The sequence below is a fragment of the Nitrospira tepida genome, from assembly GCF_947241125.1.
Lineage (GTDB): Bacteria > Nitrospirota > Nitrospiria > Nitrospirales > Nitrospiraceae > Nitrospira_G > Nitrospira_G tepida.
In genome coordinates, this window is record NZ_OX365700.1 from 2,583,480 (window position 1) to 2,598,393 (window position 14,914).

The 14,914-nt window shown below is 59.9% G+C and carries 11 protein-coding genes; 10 read left to right on the top strand and 1 reads right to left on the bottom strand.

Annotated elements, in window-relative coordinates:
• Positions 1-213: 213 nt before the first annotated feature.
• The 3 genes from QWI75_RS12230 (at position 214) to QWI75_RS12240 (ending at position 1,850) form a co-directional block, all read left to right on the top strand.
• Positions 214-690, top strand: coding sequence for a hypothetical protein (locus QWI75_RS12230; RefSeq protein ID WP_289268858.1), 477 nt, complete (start codon positions 214-216; stop codon positions 688-690).
• Between the two features lie 46 nt (positions 691-736).
• Complete coding sequence (locus QWI75_RS12235; protein ID WP_289268859.1) at positions 737-1,249, top strand: hypothetical protein; 513 nt, start codon at positions 737-739, stop codon at positions 1,247-1,249.
• Positions 1,250-1,421: 172 nt separating this feature from the next.
• Complete coding sequence (locus QWI75_RS12240; protein WP_289268860.1) at positions 1,422-1,850, top strand: DUF3015 family protein; 429 nt, start codon at positions 1,422-1,424, stop codon at positions 1,848-1,850.
• A gap of 75 nt (positions 1,851-1,925) precedes the next feature.
• Here QWI75_RS12240 and pfp read toward each other — a convergent pair whose 3' ends face one another.
• Positions 1,926-3,209 (bottom strand): diphosphate--fructose-6-phosphate 1-phosphotransferase, encoded by a 1,284-nt coding sequence (gene pfp / locus QWI75_RS12245; protein WP_289268861.1) that lies wholly within the window; start codon positions 3,207-3,209, stop codon positions 1,926-1,928.
• A 484-nt stretch (positions 3,210-3,693) separates the two neighbouring features.
• Between pfp and QWI75_RS12250 the strand changes: the two genes are divergently transcribed.
• From QWI75_RS12250 to QWI75_RS12280, 7 genes are all read left to right on the top strand, one after another.
• Positions 3,694-4,917: an acetate/propionate family kinase gene (locus QWI75_RS12250; RefSeq protein ID WP_289268862.1), complete on the top strand. Its 1,224-nt coding sequence runs from the start codon at positions 3,694-3,696 to the stop codon at positions 4,915-4,917.
• A gap of 12 nt (positions 4,918-4,929) precedes the next feature.
• On the top strand, positions 4,930-7,374 hold the full coding sequence (locus QWI75_RS12255) for a phosphoketolase family protein (protein ID WP_289271650.1): 2,445 nt from the start codon (positions 4,930-4,932) through the stop codon (positions 7,372-7,374).
• 197 nt (positions 7,375-7,571) lie between these two features.
• Positions 7,572-9,215 carry a glucose-6-phosphate isomerase gene (gene pgi, locus QWI75_RS12260; protein ID WP_289268863.1) on the top strand — a complete coding sequence of 548 codons (1,644 nt, stop codon included), beginning with the start codon at positions 7,572-7,574 and terminating at the stop codon, positions 9,213-9,215.
• A gap of 214 nt (positions 9,216-9,429) precedes the next feature.
• Positions 9,430-10,527: an endonuclease/exonuclease/phosphatase family protein gene (locus QWI75_RS12265; RefSeq protein WP_289268864.1), complete on the top strand. Its 1,098-nt coding sequence runs from the start codon at positions 9,430-9,432 to the stop codon at positions 10,525-10,527.
• Between the two features lie 225 nt (positions 10,528-10,752).
• Positions 10,753-11,382, top strand: a complete 630-nt coding sequence (locus tag QWI75_RS12270) for a hypothetical protein (protein ID WP_289268865.1) — start codon at positions 10,753-10,755, stop codon at positions 11,380-11,382.
• Positions 11,383-11,846: 464 nt separating this feature from the next.
• A complete protein-coding gene (locus QWI75_RS12275; protein ID WP_289268866.1) occupies positions 11,847-13,292 on the top strand; it encodes a M48 family metalloprotease in 1,446 nt (481 codons plus the stop codon).
• A 13-nt stretch (positions 13,293-13,305) separates the two neighbouring features.
• Positions 13,306-14,697 (top strand): patatin-like phospholipase family protein, encoded by a 1,392-nt coding sequence (locus QWI75_RS12280; RefSeq protein WP_289268867.1) that lies wholly within the window; start codon positions 13,306-13,308, stop codon positions 14,695-14,697.
• Positions 14,698-14,914: the final 217 nt, after the last annotated feature.

A 14,914-nucleotide genomic window follows, 5' to 3' on the forward strand; every position in this document is an offset into this window, starting at 1 on the left:
CATATCGCGCGGTATAGTCAGCCGTCAAGTCAAGGAAGAACCTGACGGGTCGCCATGCATCGGCGAGTGGAGAACGGTTCCGGCCTTGACGAGAACGTTCTTCGCCGGCCTGTCACTTTTAACAGTGGAAGCCGGCTTCCATTGATGGTAGAGAGTGTGCGCTGCGCGCATGCGCACACGGTCGAACCACCTTTCAGAAAGGAGATGACGATCATGAAATTCCTCCAAGGCTTCTGCATGGCGGCACTGCTCGTGTGGGCCGCGCCGGTTGTTGCACAGAATGCCCCAAGCCCGACAAATATGGAAATCCTCAAGGAAAAGCTGAAAGCGGACAAGAAACTCCTGGTGGCCGGCAACATGGACCTCAGCGATTCCGAAGCCAAGGCCTTCTGGCCCTTATATGACGGCTATCAGAAGGAACTCGATCAGATCAATCAGCGACTCACCCGGACGATCGGGGAATATGCCGAAGCCTTCCAGAAGGGCCCGCTGCCAAACGACACGGCCAAGAAGCTGATGAATGAAGCGTTGGCCGTAGAAGAAGCCGAGGCGAAGTTGAAACGGACCTATGCAGACAAGCTCAACAAGGTACTGCCGGCATCCAAGACGGCCCGGTACATTCAGATCGAAAATAAAATCCGGGCCATCATCAAGATGGAACTCGCGCAACAGATTCCGCTGGTATATTGACGCAGGCAGTGCCGCCGACCTTGATCCCAAACAAAGGAGCACGTTCATGAGAAGCCGCGGACTCGGAGTGATTGTTCTGGGGCTCGTCTGCCTTCAAGGTTGCGCATCGGAACCGGTTCGCACGGCGGATACCGGCAGCCAGGCCGCCAAGACCTCGGCGGCCACCAATGCGGAAATTCTGTTGAACAAGATCAAGGCCGACAAGAAGTTGCTGGTGGCGAGCAACATGAATCTGACGGACGGCGAGGCGGCTAAGTTCTGGCCTTTGTATGACGAATATCAGAAGAATCTCGACCAGATCAACAAACGGCTCGGCCGGACCATTACGGACTATGCGGAGGCCTTCAAGAACGGGCCAGTGCCGAACAGCACGGCGGCGAACCTCCTCGACGAAGCCCTGGCGGTCGAGGATGCCGAAGTGGCGCTGAAGCAATCCTACGCCCAGCAACTCAGCCATGTCTTGCCGGAGGCCAAGGTCGCCCGGTACCTCCAGATCGAAACCAAGATCCGGTCGTTGTTGAAGTACGAATTAGCCCGGGAGATTCCACTGGTGTACTGAGGCGCCGACTCGCAATCAGAGCCGCCGGTGAGGCTCGCGGCCGATCTGAAAGTCACAGCGCAATCGATGGAAACCTGAGGCCAGTCCGCAATCGGCGCGACCATCGATCATGTTGCCGATACGTTTCACATTCAGCGTCCGCCCCCAACCGCTTCTTGTACAAGGAGGAGTCATGAATACCACACTTCGCCGGCCACTCTTGGCAGCCATGGGAATCGCGGTCCTGGGGCTTGCCCTGTCCGCCTGTGGCACAACCAAAGCCACGTCCGACTCGATTTCCAATTTCCTCTCCAGCACGACCCCGGGCGCTCTATACACGGAGGATGGCCTGGTGCGGCAGGAGCAGAAGATCAACCTGTTTGCCGGCGTAGCCTATGAAAATCTCCGCCAAGAATCGGCGGCGGGAGGAGGGGAATATGTGACGGCCCTGGCCTCCCTGTACGAGATCCCTATCGCCAAGCATGAAGAATTTGCACATATTCTCAAAACCCACCATTCCGACCTCTTCGGCAAAGGCCTCAAGGAAGATCGAACCGCGCATCTGAAGATGGTGGAGACCCTCAATCGGGCGCTCCTGGCCGATGCGTTTTTGCACCGCTAGATCTTGAACTACTCCGGCAGCGGTCGCTCGATGAAGCACCCCGCCTTCACCAGCGGGGTGCTTCTGTCGCGAGGCTCAGTGATTCCCCGACGACGGGAGTGCTGGTGCGCCCCGTTCATGCGCCGCCACCGCGGCAAATCGTTCCCGGAAGGCCTCGGCGGTGAGCCCCGCCACCGCGGCGCAACGAGCCAGGCGTTCGCGCTCCGCAAAATCGCTCTCGTCCAATCGGACCATATAGCGCCGGGCAATTCGATAGGACTCCGACGCCACATCCACCATGCGGACCCTGGTCCGTTGCGTGGCGGGATCGAGAATCCTGCCGAACGGGATCGGCGAACAGGCACCGTTGACAATCGAGACCATCGCCCCCGTCCCCCCGCTGATCAGGTACTCCGCTGCGGAGCACCCGAGATCACGACAGTATTCCATGTCGAACGGAATGGGATCCGCGCACCGCAATTCATAGCCCAGGTCCTTGACCCGAATGGTCGGGGAGAGGCCGTAAGGAGCCAGGCGCTTCAGGACTTCCTCCTTCAGCACACGGCCCAGATCGAGATCCGCCAGTTCCACATGACCATGGTCGTCGCGCGCGACGGAAGCCAAAGCCGTCAGGTCGTCGGGGCTCATGATCTCCGCCAAACCTTCCGCCAGTACGGCGACGCCATCTTCCCGGCCCAGACTCAGCCGCTTGATGATCGCGCCCGCGAGAATATCGGCCACTGTCGCGAGTTTGATGGGTCTGTCGCGAAACTCCTCCGGAATCATCGTGAGTGTCGCCCCGGCCGCTTTGCCGATTCCCAGTGCCAGATGCCCGGCCTTGCGTCCCATAGCCACGACAAAAAACCAATGGCCGGTTGTGCGCGCATCTTCGAGGATGCTCGTGACCGCAAAGGTCCCGACGTGCCTAGCGGTCTGGAATCCAAAGGTCGAGATGCCCTGCGGAAGATCAAGGTCATTATCGATGGTCTTGGGGACGTGTACAACGCGCAGGCGGCCCTGTGCGGCCCGTTCGAGCGAAAGGGCTGAAAAACAGGTATCGTCTCCTCCGATCGTGACCAGTCCCGTTACGCCGAGTTGGTCCAGACTTTTCAACACCTGGGCCAGATGGCTGGGATTTTTGGTCGGGTTCGCACGTGAGGTCTTGAGCAGCGATCCGCCGCGAAAGTGAAGCCGGCTCATCCGTTCAAGGGTCAATGGCACGACCTTGCTCAAGTCCCCCCGCATGATCCATTTGAACCCTTGCTCGATACCCAGGACCTTCCAGCCCTCATCGAGGCATCGAATCGTCGCAGCGCTGATCACCCCATTGATGCCCGGCGCCGGCCCTCCGCCGACCAGTATGGCGACTGTCTCCGTCATTGGCACTACTCCCCCCTGTAAATTCGAGCTGAACATGTGTCATGCGATCTATCACCGGCCGAACCTTCGCTGGGATTGTACCAAGCACGGACCGGCCGTGCGGACTTCACAACGAGAGCCCTCCAAAGCGGTCTTGCAGGCCGATCATGGCACTTCTTCTCCTCCAGTTCCAAGATCACGATCTACTCCGGGCCCCAGCACCATTCGGCGGCGAGCATGGGTTTCATGGGTTTATGCGTGTCCATGAATATTCACAGCAGCCATGCCGCAGAAAAGATGAGCCTGCCATTTTTGACGTGTGATGCGGTTCACTCTGCCACGTATACCATGTATAAAAGAGAAGATCCGAGAGGAGCGGCCGGGGTCGAAGTATCGGCTCGTTTGAAGCGTGAAATAAGAATAAGATTGGGAGACGGCAGCGCCTCGCTCGCCGCGCAAAATGACAGATTATCGTCGTTGATTCCCACATGGCTGCGACGCTGACATGAAGGTTTTGGTGATCAACAGCGGGAGTTCGTCGATTAAGTTTCGCCTGGTGGACGTCGTTGAGGAGTCGAACGGCGCCCTGACAACCGGACCGGCCTTGCTTCAGGGCTCGATCAAAGGGATCGGAAGCCACACGAGCTTCGAGGTGCTGGGCGAGCATGAGGACCGGTCGGGGGCCATAGAGATTCGGGACCATGCACAGGCGCTGAGGGTGCTGTTCGATCGTCTGGCCGGTTCGCTCGGTGGGATCGACGCGGTCGGGCATCGGGTGGTCCACGGAGCAGATCGCTTTGTGGAGTCCACGTTAATCACGGAAGAGGTTGAAGCCGGCATCGACGCGCTGTCCGAATTGGCCCCGCTGCACAATCCCGCTTGTCTTGCAGGGATCCGGGGAACCAGGGAGGTGCTGGGCTCCAAGCTGCCGATGGTGGCCGTGTTCGACACGGCCTTCCACAAGACCATGCCGGCTATTGCCAAACAATACGCGATTCCCAGGGAACTGGCCGACCGGCATCGGATCAGCCGTTACGGGTTTCACGGGATTGCCCATGCGTCGCTCGCCCATGGCTATGCGGCAACCACGGGAACCCCGTTGGAACGAGCACGGTTGATTACGCTCCAATTGGGGAACGGCTGCTCCGTGGCGGCCATTGCGCAAGGCCGATCGGTGGAGACCTCGATGGGCTTCACGCCGTTGGAGGGATTGGTGATGGGCACCCGTTCCGGCGATGTGGATGCCTCGATCATCAGTTACCTGTGCGAGCGGGAAAAGGCCGAGCCGGCTGAAGTTGAACGGTGGCTCAACGAACGTTCCGGCCTCCTCGGATTGTCGGGGCGGTCGTCAGACATGCGGGAGTTGCTCCGCGCGGCTGAGCAGGAACAGGATCAACGGGTCATGTTCGCCATTGATCTGTTCTGCTATCGCGTGCGCAAGTACCTTGGCGCCTACCTTGCCGTGCTGGGCGGCGCCGATGCCATCGTCTTCGGAGGCGGGATCGGGGAAAATGCACCGGAGATCCGGGACCGGATTTGCCGGAACATGGGCTGGTGCGGCCTGAGGCTCGACCCAGACCGCAATCGAGCATCGGTAGGGCTTGCGCCGGGTCAGGCAGCACGGATCAGCGTGGAGGAATCTCGGCCGTCCGCCTATGTCGTCGCGGCGGATGAGGAAACCTGGATCGCCAGAGAGACGGTTCGCTGCGTGCGAGGAGGACGTTCATAACCGGCTCGACCTCTGTCGAGCCGGCGTGGTCACAGAGAAGGAGCGGTCATGAAGAACCCATTGTCAGAAAAAGTACTCAACCTGATGGACGCGTACTGGCGCGCGGCGAATTATTTGTCCGTCGGGCAGATCTACCTCTATGACAATCCCCTGCTGAAGGAGCCGCTGAAGAAAGAACACATCAAGCCCCGGCTCCTCGGTCATTGGGGGACCACCCCAGGGCTGAATTTCATCTACGTCCATCTGAACCGAATCATCCAGCAACGGGATCTCAACATGATCTACATCACCGGTCCCGGCCATGGCGGGCCAGGGCTGGTGGCGAATGCCTACCTCGAAAACACCTACAGCGAGGTCTATCCGAACATCTCTCAGGACGAAGAGGGCCTGAAGCGGCTGTTCACGCAGTTCTCATTTCCCGGAGGCATCCCGAGCCACGTGGCGCCGGAAACTCCCGGCTCCATCCACGAAGGAGGGGAACTGGGCTATGCTTTGTCGCACGCATACGGGGCTGCGTTCGATAACCCTGACCTCATCGTCGCCTGCGTCGTCGGGGACGGCGAAGCCGAAACGGGACCGCTCGCGACCTCCTGGCACTCCAACAAATTTCTCAATCCGGCCTCAGACGGAGCCGTCCTGCCGATCCTGCATCTGAACGGGTACAAAATCGCCAACCCCTGCGTGCTGGCCCGTATCAGCCACGAAGAGTTGGACCAGCTCTTTCGCGGATACGGCTATACGCCGCATTTCGTCGAAGGCGACGATCCGGCCAAGATGCATCAATTGATGGCCGCCACGCTCGATGCCTGCTTCGACGACATCCGGCACATCCAGACCCAGGCACGAAAGACCGGGGTGAAGGAGCGGCCACGGTGGCCGATGATGATCCTCCGTTCACCGAAGGGCTGGACCTGTCCGAAGGAAATCGACGGCAAGCGGACGGAAGACTATTGGCGAAGCCACCAGGTGCCGATGGGTGAAATGCACGAGAAGCCCGAGCATGTCAAAATCCTTGAGCAATGGATGAAGAGCTACAAACCGGATGAGCTGTTCGATAAGACCGGCCGGTTGAAGCCCGAATTGGCCGAACTCGCCCCGAAGGCAGAACGCCGCATGAGCGCCAATCCTCACGCCAACGGCGGTCTCCTGCTCAAGGACCTGCGTCTGCCGAATTTCCGCGACTACGCGATCAAGGTCACGAAACCCGGCGCCGTCATGGCCGAGTCCACCCGCCTCATGGGCAAGTTCCTGCGGGACACGATGAAGCTGAACCTGGAGAGCCGGAACTTCCGCCTGTTCAGCCCGGACGAGAACAACTCGAACCGCTGGCAGGACGTGCTGGAGGTGACCAACCGCGTCTGGATGGCGGACCGGTACCCCTACGACGACCATCTGGCGCCTGACGGCCGGGTGATGGAGATGCTCAGCGAGCACCAGTGCCAGGGGTGGCTGGAGGGATATCTCCTGACGGGCCGGCACGGGTTCTTCTCCTGCTATGAAGCTTTCATCCACATCATCGATTCCATGTTCAATCAGCATGCGAAGTGGCTCAAGGTCTGTAACGACATTCCCTGGCGGCGGCCGATCGCCTCGCTCAACTATCTGCTCAGCTCGCATGTCTGGCGGCAGGATCACAATGGATTCAGTCACCAGGACCCGGGCTTCATCGACCATGTGGTGAACAAGAAGGCGCAGGTCGTGCGCGTGTATCTCCCGCCGGATGCCAACACGCTCCTGTCCGTCACCGACCACTGCCTGCGCAGCCGCAACTACGTCAATGTCATCGTCGCCGGCAAGCAACCGGCTCCCCAATGGCTGACGATGGACGAGGCCGTCAAACATTGCACCGCGGGGATCGGCATCTGGGAGTGGGCCAGCAACGATAAGGGCAGCGAGCCGGATGTGGTCATGGCCTGCTGCGGGGACGTGCCCACCTTGGAGACCTTGGCCGCGGTGGACCTCTTCCGGCGATATATGCCCGAAGTGAAGATCAGGGTCGTGAACGTCGTCAACTTGATGAAACTGCAACCGCCAAGTGAACACCCGCACGGTCTCTCCGACCATGATTTCGATGCGCTGTTCACCAAGGACAAACCGATCATCTTCGCATTCCACGGCTACCCCTGGTTGATCCATCGACTCACGTACAGGCGAACGAATCACAAAAACCTGCATGTCCGCGGGTACAAGGAGGAGGGGACCACCACGACGCCGTTCGACATGTGCGTCCTCAACGACCTCGATCGATTCCACCTGGCCAGCGACGTCATCGACCGGGTCCCCTCCTTGGGAGCCAGGGCCGCCTATGCCAAGCAGGCGCTGCGCGACAAGCTGTTCGAGCACAAGGAGTATATCTCCCGATACGGCGAGGATATGCCCGAGATCGCCAACTGGCAATGGGGGCAACAGGCGCCGGCTCGACAACGGGCGACATCCACCGAAGCGGACAACGTGTAGAGCGACGGGTCAATAGTGATGGAACGATCGGGCAATGAAAACCCGTCGCTTACCGCGCTGAGGGTCGGATCATCCAACCCATCGGCGTCCCCTCGATTTTGAACGACATTCAGCGTATTCTTCCGACAAGAAATTGAATGCGGCATCTGCTACAAGCCTGTGTGCGATCTTCATTCGGAGTACCAGGAGCAGACAGCATGAGTTCACCCGGCAATCAGCTCACCGCTCGCCCGGCCTGGAAGGCCTTGGCCGCGCACCACGAACGGATTCGTGACGCGCATCTCCGGACCCTCTTCGCGCAGGACCCCGAACGCGGGACCCGTATGACCGCGGAGGCCGCCGGCGTCTTCCTGGATTATTCGAAGAATCGCATCACGGACGAGACGCTCCGCCTTCTCGTCCACCTCGCGGAGGAATGCGGGTTGCGGGCTCGGATCGAGGCGATGTTCAACGGCGAGAAGATCAACGTGACCGAGAACCGTGCCGTCCTTCATGTGGCGCTGCGCGCGCCGAAGGACTCCTCCATCGTGGTCGATGGCGTCAATGTGGTGCCGCGTGTCCATGCGGTGCTCGACAAAATGGCGGACTTCTCGAACCGCGTCCGGAGCGGCGCCTGGAAGGGGCACACGGGCAAACGCATCCGCCACATCGTCAACATCGGGATCGGGGGGTCAGACCTGGGGCCGGTCATGGCTTATGAAGCGCTCAAGCACTACAGCGACCGAGGCATGACGTTCCGTTTTGTGTCCAATATCGACGGGACCGATTTCGCGGAGGCCGTGCGCGACCTCAACCCGGCGGAAACCCTCTTCATCGTGTCGTCCAAGACCTTCACGACCCTCGAGACCATGACGAACGCGCACAGCGCGCGCGACTGGTCGCTCAAGGGACTCGGCGGCGCGCAGGCGGCTGTGGCCAAGCATTTTGTCGCCGTCTCGACGAATGCGGCGGAGGTGAGACAATTCGGCATCGACCTCGCCAACATGTTCGAGTTCTGGGACTGGGTCGGCGGACGCTATTCCATGGATTCGGCTATCGGCCTCTCGACGATGCTGGCTGTCGGGCCGGAGCAGTTCCACCAGATGCTGGCCGGCTTTCGCCGGATGGACGAACACTTCCGGACGGCGCCATTCGACCGCAACCTGCCCGTGCTCCTCGGCCTGCTCACCGTGTGGTACAACAACTTCTTCGGCGCGCAGACCGTGGCGGTCCTGCCCTATGAGCAGTATTTGAAACGATTCCCTGCCTATCTCCAGCAGTTGACGATGGAGAGCAACGGCAAGAGCGTGATGCTCAACGGGACCAAGGTCGGTTACGAAACAAGCCCGATCTATTGGGGTGAGCCCGGCACCAACGGCCAGCACTCCTTCTACCAATTGATCCATCAAGGAACCAAACTCATCCCCTGCGACTTTATTGCATTCGCCCGGACGCTCAACCCGCTCGGCCGGCATCACGATCTCTTGCTCGCAAACATGTTCGCGCAGGGCGAAGCCCTCGCGTTCGGCAAGACGTCCGAGGAGGTGCGGGCCGAAGGGTCGCCTGATTGGCTGGTTCCCCATCGCACCTTCGAGGGCAACCGGCCCTCCAACACCGTGCTGCTCGGCCGGCTCACGCCCGAGTCGCTCGGTCGACTGATCGCCCTCTATGAGCACAGCGTGTTTACCCAGGGTGTCATCTGGGGCGTCGATTCGTTCGATCAGTGGGGGGTTGAGTTGGGCAAGGTGCTGTCCCAGCGCATCATTCCTGAACTGGAGAGCCAGGCGGAGCCCCAACTTGGGCACGACAGTTCCACCAACGCGCTGATCCGCCGCTACCGGGCATGGAAGCAGAAGCCATGAGGGTGCGACCGGCCGGTGTGGTGTCCCATCGATACGTTTCACAAGTCCCCTGGCCAGCTCCTGACCGACATCGATGAGCACAGGCGCTTCCGCGGCACACTCAAACAAGGGCGGGATGCGCTTGGTCGCTCCGATTCTGCTTGGTATGTCCCTCCACACAGGCTGTGTCGGATCGACTTCGGATCGGCCCCCCGGCGATCCTGACGCCGCCCGGATGTCGCGATTCAGAGTCCTCACCTACAACACCCTGCATGGCCTGGACGTGGGCCGCCTCTGGGTGCGGCCGGGCGAATCCGAAGACGACCGAACCGCCAGGATCACGTTGCAGATCGACGACATGGCTCGCGTGGAGCCGGACGTGATGTTGCTGCAGGAAGTGAATCCGTTGCCTCGCATGGCGACCGCCTACGTTGACGGACTTAGAGCGCGCAGCCTCACGTACAACGAGGTGCATCAAGTCGATGCCTGCGGGGTCAGACCGCTTCCGGGAGTAGCGGTGGTCCCAGGATTAAATAACGGTCTTGTGGTGCTCGCCAAAGCGCCGTTGCTCGTGCGGAAGCTGGCAGGCTTGAAATTGAGCGGAGGGTTCGGGCTTTGCCGCGACCGCCTGGGCGTGCAGTTCGGCGAATTGCGCTATGCGCTCATCGCCGAAGTGGAGAATCCCGCCAGCCATCGGAAGCTGCTCGTCGTCAGTCTGCATCTGCATTCCGGGATCGAGCGAGACGAATATTTCACGCAACGGCTGCTCGTCGCGCAGAGCGAAGGTCGGATTCAGGACCAGGCTTCCTCGCAACAGATCCTGAACGCCTTGGCGGAGGATCAGCAACAACGGGTCCAGGAACTGCGTACGTTGCTCGCGGAGCTTAAGCGGCTGCAGGCCGCCGGCTCGTATGTGGGCATCCTCATCGGCGGAGACTTCAACTTTGAGCCGGACTCGCCGGGATATCGCGAGTTGCAGGAGGCCGGTCTGCGCGATACCTACACGGTCGCGCGCCGAACCGGAGAATTGCACACCTATGACCCGAGACTGAATCCGGTCGCCCGCCAGGAGGAGATCGAATTGCCGCCGACCTTGGCCTCGGTCATACAAAGGATGCCGGAGGATCAACAGCAACGGATCAAGGACGGCTACCGCCGCGGGGTGAGCCAGGCCCGGCGCATTGATTTTCTCTTCATGATGCTGGCGGACCCGGCTCATCCGTTGGGCTGCCTCAGGCAGGAACTCTTCGGCCGCCCGAATGCCGTGACCCTCGGCGCCGGTTCCGACCATTTTGGCGTGCTGGACACCTACACGACGGACGGCAATTGCTGAGCCTATTCCACCACGGCCCTCACGAGTGATCGTACAGGTGCAACGATGCGGCTAAGAACACGGAAGACGACCGGTCTTCTCCGAACGTGTGGGGTATGGATAGGCGGACTATTTCTGCTCGCTTCCTTAACCGGCTGCTCGAGTTCCATCTACGGATGGCAGGTCCGGACCAATTCGACAGAATTGTCCCCGTCTTTCCATCCAGCCAGCTTGGAACAGGATGGCGTGGCGATCTTCCCGGCGATCACGGCCCCTGGCCTTCGTGGGAACGAGGTGGGGTTGGCCCATTACCTCGGCCAGATTCTGCGGAGAGTATCCCCGAACTGGCAAATCGTATCCGAGCAGGACACGCTCGCGCGCCTCAATCGGCAAGGGTTGGCGGGACAGTATACCAGCGTGAGGAATGATTACGATCAGAGCAACGTCCTCGATCGCGATGCCCTCCGAAAATTTCGCGAAGCCGTCGGCGCGCGCTTTGTGTTCCAGCCTCGGTTGGCGGCTTTTACGCAAGTCATGCAGGATCGTTGGAAATTTCCAGCACTGGACCTTCGACTCACGCAAACGCGGTCGAGCGTCATGCGGATCTCTCTGCAACTCTGGGACGGCGAGACCGGGGAACTTCTCTGGACCTCCATCGCCGAAACGGCGATGGAGAGTGAGGCCATTTCTCAAGACCCTGTGTATCTGGAAGATATCGCCCGCGCCACATTGGGCAGTATCGTCTCCGATTTCCTCAATCGGAAACGAGCCTCGAAGTATACGCCTCTAAACAAGTTCCTCGATGATCTCATCAAAGAGGCCATACCGATTGAGAAGGAGAAGAACGGAGACGGCGGGGAACCGCCGGCAAAGTAACGTACCGGCTCGATCCATCTCGCTCTTTTGGCGAAGGAACCGATCGGTCGCCGAGTGAGTCCACCTGCTAGTTTTGACAGTTGTGCCTAATGCGAGAGTTTGGTAGATAGCTCATCCGTTCAACTCCCTGTCTGTAACGTGGCCGCCAGACGACTGCAGAGGGAAGAGACCTTGGCCAACATCCTGGCCTGAACGCGCCCGTAACGCCGGCCCTGAGGAGATTGGAGACCACGTCCACATGTTTGCGCATGACTACCGGGGGGCGATCGAGATGCATGTGACGTCCCGTCCAGACCCGGTCATTGCGCGGAGGCGGGCATGGATCGCACCGAGGCCCATGCGGGTGGCTTGATAGTGTCCGACAGACAACCTACGAGGCATCCATGAGAATAACGTACAGACCATCTGCTGACAACCGTTCCACCGCAACCCGGCTCCTGTCGCGAGTCTTCCTGCTGATGGTCATGACAATACCGATTGTGCAAAGCGCCTGTTCAGTGAATCCCGTGAGCGGCAGGCCGGAACTCACGCTGGTTTCGGAAGAGCAGGAAAACAAGCTTGGAGCCGAGGAAGCTAAAAAGGTCGAAGCCCAGATGGGGTTGCTCGACAACGACCCTTTCTCGGCCTACTTGACTCAGTTGGGCAAACGGTTGGCCGAACAATCGCCCCGCCAAAGTGTGGCCTATCAATTTCACCTCGTCGATATGGAAGAGCCGAACGCCTTCGCCTTGCCGGGCGGGTACGTCTATGTCACGCGCGGGTTGCTCGCCCTGACCAATTCCGAAGATGAGCTGGCGGGCGTCGTCGGGCATGAGATCGGCCATGTGGCGGCGCGGCATTCGGTTCAAAGTATTTCAAAGCGCGGTCCATTCGCTGCGGTGTTTGGGATCGTCTCTGGCGTGACCGGCCTTGTGAGCCCGCTGGTCGGCAACATCGTCGGCGGGATCGGAGACTTGACGCAAAGCTTGATCTTTTCTCCCTACAGCCGCAGCCAGGAAAATGAAGCCGATGAGGTCGGGCAGGGGATTGCCGCAAAGGCCGGCTGGGATCCTGTCGCGCTGTCGACCTTCCTGTCCAATCTGGAACGGGAGGTGGAGCTGTACCAAGGGAAACCGCGGAGGCCGAGCTTCTTCGACTCCCACCCTCCGACGCCGGAACGGGTCAGAAAAACGTCGGTGCACGCAACCACCTTGACGCGGGCGCCACGTGCACCGATCAGCGCCACCAAGGACTCCTACCTCGCCAGGCTGGATGGGCTCGTCATCGGACAGCGGGCGGCGAATGGAATCCTGATGGATCAGCAATTTCTCCAGCCGGACTTGAACTTCCTTTTTGAACTCCCTGATAAATGGAAGGTAGAAAACACGCCACAAATGCTGATTGCCGCGGCTTCTGACGGGGAGGGGGCTCTGCTGTTGAGAACCGTTGCCGAAGGACAGGACCCGTTGGACGGCGCCCGCACTCTTCAAAAGACGACCAAATCGGACATTCTGTCACGGACGCAACGATTTCAGATCGGTGATTTGCCCGCGGCTCGAACCCACCTCAAAGCCGACAGCCAGACCGAGCTCGACCTGACCTGGATCGCCCACGGCGGCCTGATTTATCAGATCGCCGGTCTGGCTCCCGCGAGACGGTTCGAGTCGATGAAGCCGGTGCTCGATTCCACCGTGAACAGCTTCCGGCCCTTGACCGCGACTGAACGGGATAACATCACCGAAAAACGCATCCGGCTCGTCAAAGCCCAGACAGGAGAAACCATCGAGGCGGTGGCGACGAGGAGCCGATCGGCCTGGAAGCCCGAAGAGATCGCCGTGGCGAACGGACTCAAGGCATCGGCTCCTCTCGTGCAGGGCCAGACCTTGAAGATCGCCGTGACGGAACCCTATGCCCCACGCCCGGTTCGTTAAAGCATCGTCAACTGTGATCCGCCTGCTGAGTCAATCGATTCTCTATGTCTTGCTGATGGTTTCTCTTTCGGCCTGCGAGTACGTTCGCCCGACCTTGAATGCGCCGCTCACTCACTGGGATCCCCAGTACGGCTATCGAATGCCCAATCTCACGACTCCTGAGCAGGGCAACTCAGACAGTCTCCTTGTTTTGGCGGCATTCTCCGGGGGAGGGAGCAGGGCCTCGACCCTCGCGTTCGGGGCGTTGCGCGAGCTGTCTCGCCAGCCGATCACGTGGGAAGGAAAGCAAAAGCGGCTGCTGGATGAGCTCGACGTGATCTACGCCCTCTCCGGCGGCACCTTCACGGGCGCCTATTATGCCCTATTCGGAGAGCGGATCTTTCACGACTTCGAATACCGCTTTCTGCGCAAGGATTGGGAGAGCGAGCTCAGGTCACGGATCTTTCGATCTCCCAGCAATTGGTTCCGCCTCTGGTCTCCCTACTTCGGGCGCACCCACATCATGGCCGAACTCTTGGATGAAGCGCTATTCGAAGGCAAGACCTACGGTGACCTGCTCCGCCAAAAGACCCGGCCGGGCATCCTGATTCATGCCTCGGACATGGCCACGCTCTCAAGATTTGAATTTCTCCAGGCTCAATTCGACGCCATGTGCTCGGATCTCAATCAACTTCCGGTGGCCTATGCCTCCGCGGCTTCGGCCGCCCTCCCATTGGTGCTGAGTCCTATTACCTTGAACAATTACGCGGGCCAATGCGGGTACGAACCTCCCGCCTGGCTCCTGGAAGCCAAAAAGTCCACGAGAGCCATCCAACGACAACGGGCACAGGAATTGCTATCCTATCTCGACGCGGAGAAGCGGCCCAATGTTCATTTGCTGGACGGGGGGCTCTCCGACAATATGGCCTTGAGGGGCATCGTCGAAGGAGTGGGAGTCTCAGGCGGCCTGGAAAATATTGCCAAGAATGCCGGAATCAAGAACATCAAGAAACTGGTCATCATCTCAGTCAATGCCGAAACCGCTCCGGACGTGAAGGAATATCGGAGCGATCATATTCCGGTGCTCTCGCGGGCGTTCAGCTCGCTCGTCGATATCCCGATCAACCGGTATTCGACGGACACGCTGCTGCTCATGCGCTTCGCCGTTCAGATGTGGCGCAACGAGCTTCGCAACCGGCTGCCTGGCGCTGAAAGCGTGTTTGCCCAGGATGCGGAGATCTATTTTGTCGATGTGAGTCTCAACGCGGTTGAGGATCAAACGGAGCGGGAGTATCTCATGAAAATTCCGACGACGTTGCACTTGACCGACCATCAAATCGATCGCCTGCTCCTGGCCGCCACCAGACTCATTCGGAACGACCCGGAATTTCAGCGGCTGATGCAGGAGATTGCAGCCAGTCCCTGACGACTCATCGAGGCCGCTGCGCCTCACGGTAACTGTTGCAATCTAAAGATGTGGTACCGCCACGGAGCCAGATCCAGGTAGAGCCCGCGCGATTTAAGCTCGTGACCCTCCCAATCGTACTGTGCATCGCTCAACAAGTCCTGAAGCCGCCATCGCCGATCGGCAAGTTTGAGGTCAGCAAGCCGGACCTGGCACTGACTCTGGTGCGGAGCATAAT